An 18,381-nucleotide genomic window follows, 5' to 3' on the forward strand; every position below is an offset into this window, starting at 1 on the left:
ATCACATTTTGCCTGGGGATGCTGATGCCAACAGGTATACAGGCTCAGCTGATTCAGGCAACCCGCCATCACTTCTCAACCGATGACGGATTAACGAGCAATGCCATAACCCAAATAGCACAAGATGACTACGGCTATATCTGGATAGGCACCTGGAATGGTCTGTCTCGATTTGACGGATATAAGTTTAACAACTATAAGACGGGAACAGCCAGTCACATTCCCAACCTGCACAATAGAATATGGCAGATAACCATAGACAACCAACAAAACATCTGGATGCGAATGTACGATTCCAGAGTCTTTGTCTTAAAGCGCTCAACAGACTGCATCGTCAATCCGTTCGAATCAATCAAAGGCAGCGACGAATATCGCACAAAGCATCGCATCACCGTGACAAGTGGCGGAGATGTTTTAGTCAGCATCGAAGGCGTTGGCTTATATAAGATTAGAAACGAACACGACAAATTCAATACGCAGCTCATCACGACTGCCGACATGACCATCACTTCGATGGCCGAAGGCTATATGAATGATGTATGGCTTGGAACAGACAAAGGCATACATCGTTTGGATGTCAGTAACATGACCATCGAGCGAAAGGGCTATTTCCTTGACGAGAACATCACCTGTCTGTATTCCAATGGATACAACATCTTCGCTGGAACAAAGTCTGGCAAGATTCTGTCGTTCTCATACGGACAAGAAGCCGAAGTAATCCGTTCTGGCGAAACAGCCATCAACAGTATCTTTGCTGATAGTCACGGCATCATCTGGTTTGCCGATGTCAGACCAGGCATCATCCGTTATAACCCTGCCACAAAGAACGAGAAACATTTCACTCAAGAGTTAAGAGTTCCCAACTATGATGGCGTTGGATCAATGTGTAACGAGGTAAACGGCATTGTGTGGGTTCGAATGAATCATGGAGGTTACGGTTATTACAACAGAGAGAAAGACGAGGTTGAATACTTCCACAACGACCCATCAAACTCATGGAACCTGTCTAATACGGTCAACGCAGCACTCGAATTGCCCGAAGGCGTGGTTTTCGAATCTACCAGTCGACGCGGACTCGAGAAGTTGGAAATCATGAACAAGACGATTGTTCGCAAACGACTTATTGAGTCTCCTACATCAGATATGGATAACGAGGTTCGCGGCATCTTTTTCGATAAGGCCAAGAACCGACTCTATATAAGCAATAAAAGCGGAACACTCTTCATTATCAATTCAGATGGCTCAAAGACCACATACACGAAGACCGACGCTGGAGCACCCTTTGGCAGAATATATGGCATATCGAAAGACTCGCAAAACAACATATGGTTATCTTCAAAAGACAATGGTATCTTCAGATTATCGCCCAAAGGCGAAGGATTCTCGGTTGTCAACATGAAGCATAACGATAACGACGAGATGTCACTTAGCGATGATCATGCTTATCTCACTACAGAAGATAAATATGGTAACATATGGGTGGCCACCTATGGTGGAGGCGTAAACCTAAGACCAAAAGGCAAGAACTATTTCCTCAGCCCCAAGAAAGGCATGAAGAACTACCCTATCAATGCCTATCAGAAAGTACGTACCATCGCAGTTAATAGCGACGGAAATATCTGGGCAGGCACAACGGATGGCATATTGATTCTTTCGTATAAGAACAATCAATTGACCATTCAAAAGCTCAAAGACTCTAAGGAGCATCCTGAGAACGTCCTTCTGTCTAACGACGTTGTCAGTCTTAATTGCGATGCAAAGGGTACCATGTGGATTGCCACCAACGGCGGAGGACTGGCACGCACCATAGGAAAGGACGATGAAGGTTGCTGGCTTTTTGAAAACATCAATACACACTATAAACTCCCCTCCGAGGAAATCAGGAGTGTCACCTTTGATAATAAGAATAATGTGTGGTTTGCCACCGACAATAAGATTTGCTCCTTTAACGTGAACAAAGGCATATTCTCCACCTATTCTAATTTGGAAGGTGTTGACGAGACCATATGCTCAGAGGCATCTGCCACGACATTATCTAACGGACACATCCTCTTTGGAACCATTGACGGCTACTATGTGGTGGATCAAAAGAAACTGACCACCGCGAATGCCTCGATGCTAAAGCTTAGAATAACCGACTTCTATCTCAACGACGAAGTTCAGAGTCCGCGACTTAGCAATATCTACGATTATTATGTGCCCGATTCGAAATCGGTTCATATACCGGATTCCTGCAACAAGTTCGCGTTCCAGTTTGCAGCACTCAACTATCAGTTGCAACACCGTATTCATTATCAGTATATGCTGGAGGGTTATGACGATGATTGGATAAACGCGAACAGCCAACGTATGGCCACCTACGAAGATGTGCCAGCAGGAACCTACACTTTCAAAGTGAAAGCGTTCCTCCTTGACTCGCCCGACAACTACGACATAAAAGAAATACAAGTGGTTGTACCTTCCGCATTCCTCGTGTCAGAAAACTCTATATGGCTATACATGCTTCTTGGTGTTATCCTTGCCATCATATTCATGTTCTGGATACAAAACAGAATAAAGACAAGAGAGAAAAAACGTAAGGAGCAAAGTATGAACTCGGAACTAATGCTGGAGAAGCAAAAGGAAGACCAAGTGTTTATGATGAAGCTCTATGACTGGATGACAATCCACTATATGGAGCATAAGCTTGATGTTAACGAGATACTCACAGAACTCGAAATGAACCTGGCCGACTTTGAAGACAATATCAAACGTATCACAGGCATGACGCCAAAAGAATACATCTACGATTTCCGTCTGTCAAAGGCCCGAGACTTGTTGGTGAACACCAACGATAGTCTGGAAGATATTGCTCGTATTATTGGCTTCAAAACCATGGGTAAATTCGAGATGCTTTTCCAGCATAAAACAGGCATGACTCCCCAGGAATATCGCGACAAGTACACGGAAAGCAACGATAATACATCTGGAGAAAACTAAATTATAAAATAAAAACTCGCAAAACATAGCAAATATCGACAAAAAAGTATTAACTTTGCACCCAGAATAAAAAATAAGGGACCGTCTTGGTTCGATCGGGATACTCATCAAATAACGTTGAAAACCGGACTGTCTTCTCTTGTCAATGGCGGGCCACTATCCAAGCATACTTCTTTCATGCCGGTGGATTACAAAGACGGAGAGCATCCACAACCTGTGATAAAGGAGTTTTCATCACATCACCCTGACGGTCCCTTTCCTAATAAATTTAGAATATGTTCTCAGGTATCATAGAAGAATTTGCTACGGTAGTTGCCATCCATCAAGATAGAGACAACATTGATTTCACACTAACATGCTCTTTCGTCAACGAACTGAGTATAGACCAGAGTGTGGCACATAATGGCGTCTGCCTGACGGTTGTCCATATTGAAAACAATCAATACGTGGTGACAGCCATGAAAGAAACTCTGAACCGCACCAACTTAGGCTTATTGAAAGTGGGCGACAAGGTCAATGTGGAGCGTTCTATGATCATGAATGGCCGACTGGATGGCCATATCGTTCAGGGACATGTAGACCAGACAGCCACCTGCATCAAGAAAGAAGATGCCAACGGTTCAACCTATTTCACCTTCGAGTATCCCGAGAACAAGGAAATGGCACTTCGCGGCTATTTCACCGTAGACAAGGGTTCCGTCACCGTTAACGGCGTATCGCTTACCGTCTGCAATCCCACCAGCAACACGTTTCAGGTGGCCATTATCCCCTATACCCTTGAGCACACCAACTTCCAGGACATCAAGGTCGGAACGGTTGTAAACATTGAATTCGACATTTGGGGCAAGTATATTGCTCGTCTCAACGAAATAAAACAATAAAAAATCACATATCATTATGCTTACACTGAAACTCATTACAGAGGAAACAGAACGCGTTATTCGCGGTTTGGAAAAGAAGCAATTTAAAGGCGCAAAAGAAGCTATCGACGAAGTGCTGAATGTAGACAAATGTCGTCGTGAGGCACAACAGGAATTAGACAAGAACCTTTCTGAGGCTAAGAAGATGGCTGCGCAAATTGGCGGTTTGATGAAGGAAGGCAAGAAAGCCGAAGCAGACGCCATCAAGGAAAACGTTGCCAAGTTGAAGGAAGCCAATAAAGAATTGGAAGAGAAGATGAACAACGCTCAGAACGAGATGACGCGTCTGCTCTGCCAAATTCCAAATATCCCCTACGACGAAGTACCCGAAGGCAAGGCTGCCGAGGACAACCACGTGGTGAAGAGCAACCTGAAGGAATGCACCGCCAACGATACCGTAGGCAACTGGGACGTAAACCCCTCTCTGGGTATCGCCAATCCCCTGCCCCACTGGGAACTCGCTAAGAAATACAACCTCATCGATTTCGATCTGGGTGTGAAGATCACAGGTGCCGGTTTCCCCGTTTATATCGGCAAGGGTGCCCGTTTGCAGCGTGCCCTCATCAACTTCTTCCTCGACGAGGCCCGCAAGAGTGGCTACACCGAGATTATGCCTCCCACAGTTGTTAATGCAGCTTCTGGCTACGGAACAGGTCAGTTGCCCGACAAAGAGGGCCAGATGTACCACTGCGAGGTAGACGATTTCTATCTCATCCCTACCGCTGAGGTGCCCGTTACGAATATCTATCGCGACGTGATTCTCGACGAGAAGGACCTGCCCATCAAGAACTGTGCTTACACCGAGTGCTTCCGCCGCGAGGCTGGCTCATATGGCAAGGACGTTCGCGGTCTGAACCGTCTGCACGAATTCTCAAAGATTGAGATCGTACGCATCGACAAGCCCGAGCACTCAAAGCAGAGTCACAAGGAGATGCTGGAGCACGTAGAGGGTCTGCTCAAGAAGCTCGAACTCCCCTACCGCATCCTGCTGCTTTGTGGTGGCGACCAGTCGTTCACATCATCTATCTGCTACGACTTCGAGGTTTACTCAGAGGCTCAGGGGCGTTGGCTCGAGGTATCAAGCGTGTCAAACTTCGACACCTATCAGGCCAACCGCTTGAAGTGCCGCTATCGCAATGCCGAGACCAAGAAGACCGAGCTTTGCCACACGCTGAATGGTTCAGCTTTGGCTCTGCCCAGAATCGTGGCCGCTCTGCTTGAGAACAACCAGACAGAGAATGGCATTAAGATTCCTGCAGCCCTCGTGCCCTACATGGGATGCGACATGATTGACTAAGAAAATAGACGCTATCATAATCAAAGATGCAAACAAAATATTTGTTTGCATCTTTTTTTTGTCACATTTATATGGTTTTCTCAAAACAATTTGTTACCTTTGCAGCCAATTGACAAACAATTTGGACATAATAAACAAAGATTATGAATAAAATCGTTAGAAAAGAGCAGTTCTCTGAGAAGGTTTTCCTCTTTGAAATAGAGGCACCACTCATTGCTAACAGTCGAAAGGCTGGAAATTTCGTCATTGTACGTGTCGGACAGAAAGGTGAGCGTATGCCGCTTACCATTGCAGGTGCCGACAAGAACAAAGGTACAATCACCTTAGTTGTTCAACAGGTGGGTCTTTCGTCCAAAAAGTTATGTATGCTCAATGAAGGCGATTTTGTCACCGACATTGTTGGTCCGTTGGGAAATCCCACCCACATCGAGAAGTTTGGCACAGTAGTATGTGCTGGCGGCGGTCTGGGTGTTGCTCCCATGCTGCCCATCATCCAGGCTTTGAAAGCAGCGGGCAACCGCGTGCTGTCTGTGATGGCCGGACGTTCAAAAGACTTAATTATATTAGAAGATAAGGTACGCGAGAGTTCCGACGAGGTGATTATCATGACCGACGACGGCTCTTATGGCGAGAAAGGTGTGGTCACCGTAGGTATTGAGAAGTTTATCGAGCAGGAGCACGTTGACAAAGTCTTTGCCATTGGTCCTCCCATCATGATGAAGTTCTCGAACCTCACCGCCCAGAAGCACAACATTCCTTGCGAGGTCAGCCTGAACACCATTATGGTTGACGGCACCGGCATGTGTGGCGCTTGCCGACTGACCATTGGCGGCAAGACCAAGTTCGTGTGCATCGACGGACCCGAGTTTGATGGCGCCCTTGTTGACTGGGACGAAATGTTCAAGCGCATGGGAACCTTCAAGAAGGCCGAACTCGAGGAGATGGAGCATTTCCAGGAGCACTTGGATGCCAATAACGCAGACAATACAAAGAGTGCGAAGAGTGCAGCAAAGGCTGAGCCCATCGACAATCCAACAAACGACCCCATCGAGGTCCTCAACGACCGCAACGCTGCTTGGCGCGATGAGCTCAGAAAGAGCATGAAGCCCAAGGAGCGCACGCAGATCGCCCGAGTAAAGATGCCCGAGCTCGACCCCGTCTATCGTGCCACCACGCGCACGGAGGAGGTTAACATCGGTCTAACCAAAGAGATGGCCATGACGGAGGCCAAGCGCTGTCTTGACTGCGCCAAGCCCTCTTGCGTTGAAGGCTGTCCCGTTAACATCAACATCCCATCGTTCATCAAGAATATTGAGCGCGGCCAGTTCCTGGCAGCCGCAAAGGTACTGAAACAGACCTCTGCCCTCCCCGCTGTCTGTGGTCGCGTTTGTCCGCAGGAAAAGCAATGCGAAAGCAAGTGTATCCATCTGAAGATGAATGAGCCCGCTGTGGCCATTGGCTATTTGGAGCGCTTTGCTGCCGACTACGAGCGCGAGAGCGGCAACATCTCGTTGCCCGAGATAGCGCCCTCTAACGGCATCAAGATTGCCGTTGTGGGTTCTGGTCCTGCAGGACTGTCGTTTGCAGGCGATATGGTGAAGAAAGGCTACGATGTCTATGTCTTCGAGGCCCTTCACGAGATTGGCGGTGTGCTGAAGTACGGCATCCCCGAGTTCCGTCTGCCCAACAAGATTGTGGATGTAGAGATTGAGAACCTGTCGAAGATGGGCGTTCACTTCCAGACCGACGTCATCGTTGGTAAAACCATCAGCGTTGAAGACCTTGAGAAGCAAGGCTTTAAGGGTATCTTCGTTGGCTCTGGTGCCGGTCTGCCCAACTTCATGAACATTCCTGGCGAGAATGCCATCAACATCATGTCGTCGAACGAGTATCTGACGCGTGTCAATCTGATGGATGCTGCCAACCCCACCACCGATACACCCATCAACCTGGGTAAGAAAGTACTCGTTGTGGGCGGTGGTAACACCGCTATGGACTCATGCCGCACAGCCAAGCGCCTGGGTGCCGAGGTAACATTGGTTTATCGCCGCAGCGAGCAGGAGATGCCCGCCCGTTTGGAAGAGGTGAAGCACGCTAAGGAAGAAGGCATTAACTTCCTCACGCTCCACAACCCCATAGAATATCTGGCCGACGAGAATGGCGCTGTGAAGGCAGCTGTACTCCAGGTGATGGAATTGGGCGAGCCCGATGCCAGTGGCCGTCGCAGTCCTGTTCCCGTTGAGGGCAAGACCGTGACGCTCGATGTCGACCAGGTGGTTGTTGCCGTAGGCGTTAGTCCCAACCCATTGGTTCCCAAGAGCATCGAGGGACTGGAGCTGGGTCGCAAGAACACTATTGTGGTGAACGAAGGCATGCAGTCGGCCCGCTCAGAGATCTTTGCCGGTGGTGATATCGTTCGTGGTGGCGCTACGGTTATTCTGGCTATGGGCGACGGTCGTCGTGCAGCTCAGAATATGGATGAATATTTAAAGAAATGAACGGATTATATACTATCTTATTGCTCATACTAAGTAATGTCTTCATGACCCTTGCTTGGTATGGGCATTTAAAACTCCAGGAGTCGGGCACGTCAAGCAACTGGCCCCTTTTTGGTGTCATCTTGTTTTCGTGGGGCATCGCCTTTTTCGAATACTGCTGTCAGGTGCCCGCCAACCGCTTAGGCTTTGTTGAAAACGGCGGACCTTTCAACCTTATTCAACTCAAGGTGATTCAGGAGTGCATCTCGCTGGCCGTGTTCTGCATCATTGCCAACATCATGTTCCAGGGACAGAGTCTGCACTGGAACCACATCCTGGCCTTCCTGCTCATCATCTGTGCCGTCTATCTGGTGTTTATGAAATAACCGCGAGGCATGCGCACAGAAGTAGACCGACTGGAGAAGCGCATCCGCGAGCGCTTTGTCAAAGCCTTTGTAACCTATCATCTCATTGAGGATGGCGACCACATTCTTGTTGCTCTCTCGGGCGGCAAGGATTCGTTATGCCTGCTTGAGATGCTGGGCAAGCGTGCAAAAATCGACAAGCCCCAGTTTAAGGTTGAAGCCATTCACGTGAGGATGGAGAACATTGCCTACGAAACCTCCACCGACTATCTGCAGCATTTTTGCGATGATCTCGGCGTAAAACTCCATATCGTCACAACAAGTTTCTCTGCCACGCCAACTGATCAAAACTCTCAGTTCTCAACTCCCAATTCTCAATTCAAACCTAAGCCGCCTTGCTTTCTTTGCTCCTGGAACCGCCGCAAGCAGATGTTCAACCTGGCGCAGGAACTGGGCTGCAACAAGATAGCCCTGGGCCATCATCAGGACGACCTGCTGCACACCAGTATGATGAACCTCTTCTATCAGGGGCGCTTTGACACGATGCCAGCCCTCCTAAAGATGCGCAAGATGCCCCTCAGCATCATCCGCCCGCTGTGCCTTGTCGAAGAAGCCGACATTCGTCGCTATGCCGAATTGCGCGGCTACGAAAAGCAGGTAAAATTCTGTCCTTACGAGAAAGACAGTCACCGCGACGACATGCGCACCCTCTTCGAAAACATTCAGCAGCAGAACCCCGAAGCCCGTCACAGTCTGTGGAATGCTCTTGTCAGGGCCGACAAACTGGTCGACATATCTTAAATTCAGTTAATTATCTATTCATCCCACACCAATATTCAATTAATTATCGTATCTTTGCTTTTTTAAAGAAGGAAAAATAATGAAAAGATACGCCATCATTCTGCTCGCTTTGTGCCTAGCGTGGCCCACCGCCACCAATGCCCAGCGCAGGAAGAAAACCACCAAGAAAGTGGCGAAACCCGTCGTTGTTGAAGACCCACGCATCCAGCAGATGCTCGCCTCCACCCAGAAGGTAGTCTTTATCGACAGCATCGTGGCCAGCAAGAAAGACTTCCTGCGCCGCATTCCCCTGTCGAAAGATGCTGGCTACCTGGAGCAGAACGACACGCTGGGACAGTTTACCAACGAGTTGAAAGACCACCGTCTCACCACCTATTTCGACACGAAAGACTCAACCTGTCACATCTCGCAGAGCGATTATATTGGCAACAGATGGACCGAAGCACAGCCCCTGGAAGGCATCAGTAGCGCCTCGGCCAACTTCCCCTTCCTGATGTCCGACGGCATCACCCTGTATTTCGCGCAGCAAGGCCCCAACAGCATTGGCGGCTACGATATCTTCGTGACGCGCTACGACAGCGACACGGGCACCTATCTCAAGGCCGAGAATCTGGGCATGCCCTTCTCGTCGACAGCCAACGACTATCTCTATGCCATTGACGAGGCCAACAACCTGGGCTACTTTGTCACCGACCGCCGACAGCCCGCCGGCAAGGTGTGCATCTACGTCTTCATCCCCAACGAAACGCGCAAGGTCTATCCCTCGGAGACCTATTCCGACGACCAGCTACGCTCGTTGGCAGCCATCGAACACATTGCCGACAGTTGGGACAACAAGGCGCAGCGCAACGAGGCACTCAACCGCCTTTATGCCGCCCGCCAGCAGCAGTCGAAAGCAACTCAGGCCAACACGAAACTCACCCCCTTGGAGTCGCTTCGCCATCAGGCCGAGACCCTTGAAAAAGCCCTCGACCTGGCCCGCAGATACTATGCTCGCGCCACCAGTGCCGAGCGCCAGAACCTGCGCCACGAGATACTGACCAGTGAGAAGGAGTTGGAAGCCCTTCTACTGGAGATTCGCCAGGAAGAAAAGAAACAGAATGCAATCAAATATAAAGATAACAACTAACAAATCCTTATAAGACTATGACAAACGAAAAGAAAACATTTGCACCCTCCGAACTCATCATCAACGAAGACGGATCGTGCTTCCATCTTCATCTGAAACCCGAACATCTGGCCGATAAGGTCATCCTCGTTGGCGACCCAGCCCGCGTGAGCACCGTTGCCGCCCATTTCGACACCATCGAGAACGAAGTGAGCAGTCGCGAGTTCCATACCATCACCGGCACCTATAAAGGCAAGCGCATCACCTGTCAGAGTCACGGCATTGGCTGCGACAACATCGACATCGTGATCAACGAGCTCGACACGCTGGCCAATATCGACTACAACACCCGCACAGAGAAACCCGAGCACCGCACCCTCACCATGGTGCGCATCGGCACCTGCGGCGGCCTGCAGCCCTTCACGCCCACAGGCTGTTTTGTGGCTTCGGTCAAGAGCATCGGCTTCGACGGTCTGCTGAACTATTATGCCGGACGCAATGTGGTGTGCGACGTGCCCATGGAAAAAGCCTTCACCGAGCACATGAAGTGGGACCCCATCAAGGGCGCGCCCTATGTGGCTGTGGCCGATGCCGAGTTGATTGACCAGATTGCCCAGGACGATATGGTACGTGGCTACACCGTGTCGTGTGGCGGATTCTATGGTCCTCAAGGACGCCAGCTCCGTGCCGACATTTCAGACCCGCAGCAGAACGAGAAGATTGAGTCGTTCGAGTATGAGGGCATGAAGATCTGTAATTTCGAGATGGAGTCGTCGGCCCTCGCCGGACTCGGAGCCATTCTGGGTCATCGCTGCATGACGTGCTGTATGGTTATTTCCAACCGTTATGCCCAGGAGATGAACACCGAATACAAAAACTCTATCGACACCCTCATTCAGAAAGTACTCGACCGCATTTAAATGAACGAAACAATATGTGCTTTGGCCACCGCCCCTGGTGGCGCATTAGGAATCATCAGAATCTCAGGCGCCCAAACGCTTGAGATTCTTTCTCGTATATTCACCAAGAATCTCGCGGACGCCCACCCCAACACCATCCACTATGGGCATATCGTTGAGCAAGTTGCTGTGCCACAGCAACAAACAGCAACCATTGTGGACGAGGTGCTGGTCAGCGTGTTCCGCGCGCCCCACAGCTATACGGGCGAAGAGAGTGCCGAGATCAGTTGTCACGGCTCGCGCTATATCCTAAACAAGGTGCTGGAACTGCTCATTCAGCAGGGTTGCCGAATGGCCAATCCGGGCGAGTTCACTCAGCGTGCCTACCTGAACGGCAAGATGGACCTCACGCAGGCCGAGGCCGTGGCCGACCTGATTGTTTCTACGAACCAGGCCACCCACCAGATGGCACTGAGTCAGTTGCGAGGCCATTTTTCTTCCAAGCTGGCCCAGTTGCGCGAGCAATTGCTCAAGCTCACGTCGCTCCTGGAACTGGAACTCGATTTCTCGGACCACGAAGACCTGGAGTTTGCCGACCGTAGCGAACTCATGGAGCTGACGAAAGAAATTGACACCCACATCACCAAACTAGCCCGTTCATTCGAGACAGGACAAGCCCTGAAGCAAGGCATCCCCGTGGCTATTGTGGGTAAGACCAACGTGGGAAAATCCACCCTGCTGAACGCCCTGTTGAAGGACGATCGCGCCATCGTTTCCGACGTTCACGGCACCACGCGCGACACCATCGAGGACACCATCGACATCAAAGGCGTCACCTTCCGTTTCATCGATACGGCCGGCATCCGCCAGACGCAAGACACCGTCGAGCAGATAGGTATCGAGCGCACCTATGCCGCCATCGACAAGGCACGCATCGTGCTTTGGATTATCGACAGCGATCCTTCAAGTGAAGAAATAAGTAACATTCTTCAACGTATTAAAGATAAGCACCTTATCGTTGTAAGAAACAAGAACGACAAAGGCGATATCAACAACTTCACCTTGCCCCATCATTCCCTTGTATCCATCAGCGCAAAGTTTGGCAAAGGCATTGATAAGTTGGAGCAGACCATCCACGAAGCGGCCGACATTCCCGCCCTCACCGACAACGATATCATCGTCACCAACGCCCGTCATTACGAAGCCCTTACCCGCTCGCACGACTGTATTCAGCGCGTCATCGACGGACTCCAGATGCAACTCAGTGGTGACCTCCTCATCGAAGACCTTCGTCAGGCCCTCGACACCCTGGCCGAGATCACTGGCGGTCAGATAACCCCCAACGAAGTACTGGGAAATATCTTTAAGAATTTCTGCGTGGGAAAGTGATATGAGACTACGTTATATCAATTTGTCATTACCTGCACCTATTTCAAAATCGTCATTCTGTAGGTTTGATGATGACTCTGCGATAAGCGGGCAAGGCGTACTTGCTTTGGTCGTGTACCTCGCAGATGATGTGAATCTCATCGTTTGTAAAAGTTGTTGGCATGTCCACTTTAACTGTCGAAGAAGTGGCATTGCTGACAGTTGCCTTTGCCTGACTGATACCATCCTGTTGCCACCATTTGAAGGTGAGCTCATCACCATCGGGGTCGAATGACGCAGAAGCGTCGAGACTGATGGTCTGCCCAGCCTTTGCCATGATGACGATAGCATCAGTTCCGTTCTCACCATTGACGACAGCTACCGGATTGCGGTTACCCTGTCCCTTCTCAGCCCATTCGATGCGGGCGATGAAGTCGTTAAGTTGTGAAGGATAGAACTGTCTGTAATACGTTTCCGAGATGCTCTTCACAGGCTCCTGCCAACTGGTCCACGCACAGGTTGTCGAGTCCTTGGTCATTGTCCAAATATGATAACCGCCCCAACCCACCTGCATCGGTTCTTCAGGATTGTGCAGACCATTGGGAATTACGTTCAGAAACGAAGGTGTATCACCCTCCACACCATATTTATAATCAGGATACTGTCTGCCCAAAGTGGCATGTCCCTGAATCTGCGTTCTGATCAGCTGCCAGTAATCCTGTCCGAGACTGCATTGCAACTGCCATGTGCCTTCATCCCACACAAACAGAAGATCTCTGGCAATTTCCCTGCGCATCCACTGATGAGAGCTGTATGCCAGATCCATGCGCATTGCATACACCATATCCTGATCAGTGATGGTGTATAGACGGAGCTTATGTAGAAACGCCTTCAGCTGTTCGGGCGTACGCGTCTGCTTCACCTTCCAGATCGCCTGAGCCAATGTGTTGGCACCACCCCACGCACAAACCCAGATGGGGCGCTCATCCTTCTCGTCAGCCAGACGGATAATCAGTTCGCTTCCCTCGCTGTCGTTGTCGCTGCCAATCACCTTGATGCCAGCCCGTTGACTACCCATCACACTCCGGCTACGAATGTACTCCACACTTGGCCAGTAGCCCATCTCCTGACAACCGTTCTCTTTCTCTAAACTGAGAAAAGCCATTTGGTCAGATCGTTTCATCAGGTTATGCACATCCGCCCCGTAAGCCTCTACCACCGAATCACGATAGGCAGCGCTCTTCGTGGGATAAGGGTCGCAGTTCCAGCCCGTCGAGGTGATGATACCCTCAATCTCCAGTTGGTCGGCATAGCAAAGCAGATGCACCAGCGACTCCGTATCATCAGGTTCAAGATCCGGTTGTCCGATGTCAGTCAAGATCACCACACGAGGTTTCAGTTGTGCCTGCGCTCCCATTGTCAGAAGGCAGAGTAGCAGGAAAATAAGCAAGTTCTTTCTCATCAGTATCTGTATAATTTGAAATGTTGAATCTGGAATGCTCCTACGGGTATGCGCACATGACGACCTTGATGCGTCTGGTCGCCATTCAGATGACGGATGATGCGCTGTTTGCCATCAACGATCTCCACCTCCTCGCATTTCGCCAACCCGATGCGCTGCTGAAAGGTAACCACCACCCCACTGCCTATCACCAGATAATCCTCTTTACCCAGTCTTAGGATGATGCAAGCCGTCTCTGGCCATTCCGCCCCCTTTGCACCTGGTTCCCAACCCAGCGAATAACTATGCCTGATGGTGAAGCGGAAACCATCTGCAGTGACAATCTCAGCCTCTCGCTGTTCGTTGTCGAGCAGCACAGCATCCATATCTTTCGTGCCCTGTCGCTCAAGAATCAACGGTTCTGCCTGTCGCAACAGCTGGTAGGCAGCCACAAGCGGCGACCGCGATGTGCCTACGGCAGAGAAGGCATTGAGCTGATCATCCTGCGAGAAATCCATCTGCTTCCAGTCGTTGGCATTAGAAACTGTTGTGAGCGGATAGTTCTCGATGCTGAACGGACAGAACCCCATCGCCCCATGATGCCCGAAGGCGTAGAGAGCATACATCGCGTCTTTATCCTCCAGTCGTATCTCTGGCACGAAGAGCGGATTGTTGGGCTGGTGGTATTTTGCCAGCCACGACTTGACGCCCTTGTCGTAGATATCCACCCCCAGCACATCGATAGATGGAGCCCCACAATGCCACAGGTCGATGAGATGAGCCAACGGACCGCCCGACGGATATTGCCCAGGCTTCCGGTCGCGGCTGTTGAGAGCCACATTAACGTACATTGGCAGATTGTAGATTTCACGTCCCGCCTTGGCTATCTGCTCCACATAGGTGGCGTAGGTCCACGTCTGGAAGATCTCCTCCGTATAGATGTCATCCCCAAACAGCTGCGCCCAGTTGGCACCCGCTTTAGCCTGCGGCTGCAGTTTCTCTTTCAGATAAGGGTGCAGCGACTTCTGATACCTCTTCAGATAGTCGGTCAGTTGCTTGGGCACAGCGCTCTGGTACAACCGCGTCGCATTCGCCGAATAGTCGCGCGGCACCTCAATCATACCGATCTCATTCTCCACCTGCACCATGATCACCGTCTGCTCCAGAGCATCATGATCACGTAGATACGCCATCACATGACAGAAGGCACGCTTGTCGGCCTCCAGCACATTCTTACTCAGCGAAGAAGCCTCCTCAACGGGCACACCTTCAGACGTATGGGCACGAGGGAAGCGCTTCACGTCTCGCTTAAACCACTCTGGCGCATAGCAACTCATTGAGTTTTTCCAAGCCCCAAACCACAACAGCACCACTTTCAGTTCGTTATGCCTTGCTTCGCTCAGAATCACGTCGAGCGTCCCCATGTCGAACTCACCTTCTTGGGGCTCAATCAACTCCCACGACACGGGAACGAGCACAGTGTTGAGTCCCATCTTGTGGAGATGCGAAAACGTACGCTTCACGTCCTCTGGCGTCGAAGCTGACGAGTTACCCAACTCACCACCAATCATCAGCATAGGCCTGTCGTTGACAACAATCCTAGCCGTACTATTATCACGATGCTCCAGGCGAGGCTGCCGTTGTGCCTGTGCTCCCATTGCCAGGATACAGAGCAGCAGGGAAATAAGCAAATTCTTCATATCATCTAAAAGTCTGCTGATTATTTTATGCCACAAAAATAACAATTATTTTTCGAATGACATTGTTTTTTTTGCGATTTTCACATTATTATTACACCAATCGTTCTGAAGAGTCACTTGACAAGTACCTTGTAGAAATAAACCGTATACCTATGATCACCCCAGATCAGGAGGTCGAATTAGCCCAGATTATCAGGAAGGGCGGAAAGAAAGGAGAAGAAGCAAAGAATAAATTGGTGACTGCGAATCTCCGTTTCGTTGTCTCCGTTGCCAAGCAGTACAAGGTGTTGTGACCATCAGCACAAGGTTATGGCTCCAAATACAACCCGTATGGTGTGGAGATTTTGAGGCATACCATTGGATCACCTTGGGTAGATGAAGGAACAACAGTTACCTTTGCAACCTAATTTCATCGACTCACCAAAGCAGAAACGGCAGTCCTTATTATACGGTTCTTCATAGGAATGCCGTGATGCCGGCATCGTACAGAGCCAGAATCACGGCATTCCTATGAAGAACCATTTATTTCTCTAACGCTTGTTAGGGCTTGGCTGGAGCTGTAAGCCGAATGATGTTCAGCGAGTATGGAGGTACATCAAACTGAACGCTATTGTTCTCTGGGGAGAGTAACTGCTCCACAGGGTGAATGGTGGTAGGGGCATCGAGCGTGTTCTCTTCCATACCATCGTTGGCTGCCAAGCGTACTACTCGGGCTGATGCCGGTGTGAAATTCTTGAGGTTGACGTTGGCGGTTGTTGCGACATCGCTGGTATTTGCTACCTTTACGATAAGTTCACCTGTGGCATCGTCGATAGTGGCAGACGAGAAGATTCCTTTCGTTTCATCATGCTTCAAGACCGTGTCGAAAACAAGTTCGTTGTCGAGCCATGCCTTGACGCTATCTCCTGCCACCTGAAGTGTTACATCATACCAGCGTCCAGACTCGATATGTCCTCGCTTACTTGCGGTCAGCAGCTTTCCGCCATTGCTGATTTGCTCTATGGCATGCTGTGAGTTTGTCCATCCTCCGAAGTTCACCCAACAGTAGTTCTTGTCGTCCACATAGTTGAAGATGATGATGAATCCTTCTGCTCCCTCGTCTTTGCGTGCGCGGAACTTACATGTGTAGTGGTCGCTGTCGATAACATTCTTCTCTATACATAGGGTGGCATCCTTCAGCCCTGTCTGCCGAACGATATTACCTTCTTTGTTCCAGTCGCCCTTGACATAATCGTATTCCTTGACGGTTTCGAAAGAAGCATGTGTGCTCCATGTGCCGAATCCTACACGGCTCTGCTTGGGAGTAAGAGGTTTTCGTGCCACATCCTTGTAGGGATTGTTCTGTACCACCTTCACTACCTGGGTGCCCAGATGCTGAGGCATGAGCTGCTGAACGTAGTAGCTTGGGGTGCCCATTACACGACTGCTATTGAAACGTATCATATCAGGACGCCAGCGGGCATCATTCTCATTGACGAAGATTGGCGCATAGGAAGCTAATTCGACTACGTCAGAGTTATTCTCCATTCCCATCATATATACAGCCTCGCCAAGGGCTGCATTCATATTGCCCAGATTGCCGTAGCCGTTTGTTACAGCATATTCGCCCACATATACCTTTGGCCCTTGACGGTCATAGCTGTCGTATTTATGGAAAGCGGCAGCGAACCAGTCAGGTGAGCGATAGTAATGCTCGTCAAGCAGATCCACAGGCAGCTTGCTGTTCCACTTCGGGTTGTCATCGCCCCATGCGACCACGTTTCCTATGATTTTCATCTCAGGGTACTTTTCACGTATGGCTTTATAGAACTGCTCATAACGCTCATAGTAGTGGTCACTCTGCTGATTGGGATCAGGCTGGTTGTTCTCGTTTCCCACCTCTACATATTCTATTCCGAATGGTTCAGGGTGCCCGTTCTTGGCGCGTAAGGCACCATATTTCGAAGTGACGGGACCATTGGCATACTCCAAGGCATTCATACATTCGTCAATCCACGGCTGTATGTTGTCGTATGGAGTCATACCACCGTGCCATAGTCCTACGTTTACTACATAGAGCGGCTTGGCGTTCAGGTCCTCTGCCAGTTGTAGATATTCGTGATAACCGAGTCCGTCGGTTGTGCGGTATCCCCAGTTCACGTTCCAATGCCCTTCACGTTCTTCTATCGGTCCTATGGTGCGCTCCCATCGGAAGGCGTTATCAGGACTCTCCTGTCCCTCTACAAAGCATCCGCCGGGGAAGCGCATGAACTTAGGATGCATCTGCCACAGCATATTGGCAAGATCGGGACGCATGCCGTTTTCGCGATTCTTGAAGGTTGGAGGGAAAAGGCTTACCATGTCAAGCTGTACCTGTCCCACGCCATCGAAGACCAGCGCAAACCGTGCCTTAGGATCATTGCCATCAGCTGTGAGCGTAGCCTCATACTTCTTCCAGCCCTTTGAATTAGAGGAAGAAAGACTGCTTACCATAGTCTCAGCATATATCTGTGAGCCGTCATGCGAGTAGAGCATAGCCTTCACGTTACCTTGATATTTCAAGGCTTTTGCCCAGAATGTGAGATGATAGCTGCGCCCTTGCACGGCATTAATTCCCCAGAAACCCTCATTCACCAAGCGTACGGGAGATTCCTTTGAGGCCTTGACTGTCAGTTCCAAGGCATTATGCTGCACGCTGTTGAGCAACGGTGCCTTTTTAGAGGGTTGTATGAGTTTTGCCGACAACAGAGAAGGAGCGGTAGCATCGGTCGTCCATCCCTGCATATCGGCAGGGGCGCCATAGCGTGGTCCGTCTTCAAACGAGCGGTTGCGTATCAACTCGGCATAGATGCCGCCGTCGGCTGCGTGGTTGATATCTTCATAGAAGATTCCATAGAGCATCGGACTAACCTTCGGTCCGCGCTGCTGGGTATCGATGTCGATAGTTACCTGTGCCTGAATTGCCAATGCAAAGAGAGCACAACCGGTTAATAGAATAGATTTCTTGTAAGTCATTTTTTTTGTTTTGGGATTATATCGATGTATAT

The 18,381-nt window shown here is 50.0% G+C and carries 12 protein-coding genes and 1 pseudogene; 10 read left to right on the top strand and 3 right to left on the bottom strand.

Going from position 1 to position 18,381, the window contains the following annotated elements; genetic code table 11:
• The first annotated feature begins 24 nt into the window (after positions 1-24).
• The 9 genes from M1D30_RS06715 to mnmE all read left to right on the top strand — a co-directional run bounded on the left by M1D30_RS06715 (position 25) and on the right by mnmE (position 12,235).
• Positions 25-2,979, top strand: coding sequence for a two-component regulator propeller domain-containing protein (locus tag M1D30_RS06715; protein WP_248507655.1), 2,955 nt, complete (start codon positions 25-27; stop codon positions 2,977-2,979).
• 275 nt (positions 2,980-3,254) lie between these two features.
• Complete coding sequence (locus M1D30_RS06720; protein ID WP_248507656.1) at positions 3,255-3,860, top strand: riboflavin synthase; 606 nt, start codon at positions 3,255-3,257, stop codon at positions 3,858-3,860.
• A 16-nt stretch (positions 3,861-3,876) separates the two neighbouring features.
• Complete coding sequence (gene serS, locus M1D30_RS06725; RefSeq protein WP_248507658.1) at positions 3,877-5,196, top strand: serine--tRNA ligase; 1,320 nt, start codon at positions 3,877-3,879, stop codon at positions 5,194-5,196.
• A 143-nt stretch (positions 5,197-5,339) separates the two neighbouring features.
• A complete protein-coding gene (locus M1D30_RS06730) occupies positions 5,340-7,694 on the top strand; it encodes a bifunctional dihydroorotate dehydrogenase B NAD binding subunit/NADPH-dependent glutamate synthase (protein ID WP_248507660.1) in 2,355 nt (784 codons plus the stop codon).
• Positions 7,691-8,059 carry a DMT family protein gene (locus M1D30_RS06735; RefSeq protein WP_248507662.1) on the top strand — a complete coding sequence of 123 codons (369 nt, stop codon included), beginning with the start codon at positions 7,691-7,693 and terminating at the stop codon, positions 8,057-8,059. Before M1D30_RS06730 ends, M1D30_RS06735 begins: the two co-directional genes overlap by 4 nt.
• A gap of 9 nt (positions 8,060-8,068) precedes the next feature.
• The gene (locus M1D30_RS06740; protein ID WP_248507664.1) at positions 8,069-8,839 is read left to right on the top strand and encodes a tRNA 2-thiocytidine biosynthesis TtcA family protein; all 771 of its coding nucleotides are present in this window, start codon (positions 8,069-8,071) and stop codon (positions 8,837-8,839) included.
• Between the two features lie 79 nt (positions 8,840-8,918).
• Positions 8,919-9,968, top strand: coding sequence for a hypothetical protein (locus tag M1D30_RS06745; RefSeq protein ID WP_248507666.1), 1,050 nt, complete (start codon positions 8,919-8,921; stop codon positions 9,966-9,968).
• A gap of 17 nt (positions 9,969-9,985) precedes the next feature.
• Complete coding sequence (locus M1D30_RS06750) at positions 9,986-10,867, top strand: nucleoside phosphorylase (RefSeq protein WP_248507668.1); 882 nt, start codon at positions 9,986-9,988, stop codon at positions 10,865-10,867.
• Entirely contained in the window at positions 10,868-12,235 is a 1,368-nt protein-coding gene (gene mnmE / locus M1D30_RS06755; protein ID WP_248507670.1) for a tRNA uridine-5-carboxymethylaminomethyl(34) synthesis GTPase MnmE, read from the top strand. It abuts the gene before it with no gap.
• Between the two features lie 52 nt (positions 12,236-12,287).
• Here the strand turns inward: mnmE and M1D30_RS06760 are convergent, their stop codons facing one another.
• Both M1D30_RS06760 and M1D30_RS06765 read right to left on the bottom strand, forming a co-directional pair.
• The gene (locus M1D30_RS06760; protein WP_248502242.1) at positions 12,288-13,676 is read right to left on the bottom strand and encodes a DUF1593 domain-containing protein; all 1,389 of its coding nucleotides are present in this window, start codon (positions 13,674-13,676) and stop codon (positions 12,288-12,290) included.
• On the bottom strand, positions 13,676-15,355 hold the full coding sequence (locus M1D30_RS06765) for a DUF5597 domain-containing protein (RefSeq protein ID WP_248502244.1): 1,680 nt from the start codon (positions 15,353-15,355) through the stop codon (positions 13,676-13,678). Before M1D30_RS06765 ends, M1D30_RS06760 begins: the two co-directional genes overlap by 1 nt.
• A gap of 56 nt (positions 15,356-15,411) precedes the next feature.
• Between M1D30_RS06765 and M1D30_RS06770 the strand changes: the two are divergent.
• Positions 15,412-15,639, top strand: a pseudogene (locus M1D30_RS06770) (sigma-70 factor domain-containing protein); the annotation flags it as partial.
• Between the two features lie 256 nt (positions 15,640-15,895).
• On the opposite strand, the gene M1D30_RS06775 reads toward M1D30_RS06770, so the two are convergent.
• The gene (locus M1D30_RS06775; protein ID WP_248502247.1) at positions 15,896-18,349 is read right to left on the bottom strand and encodes an alpha-L-arabinofuranosidase C-terminal domain-containing protein; all 2,454 of its coding nucleotides are present in this window, start codon (positions 18,347-18,349) and stop codon (positions 15,896-15,898) included.
• Positions 18,350-18,381: the final 32 nt, after the last annotated feature.

The sequence above is a fragment of the Prevotella sp. E15-22 genome (assembly GCF_023204875.1).
Classification (GTDB): domain Bacteria; phylum Bacteroidota; class Bacteroidia; order Bacteroidales; family Bacteroidaceae; genus Prevotella.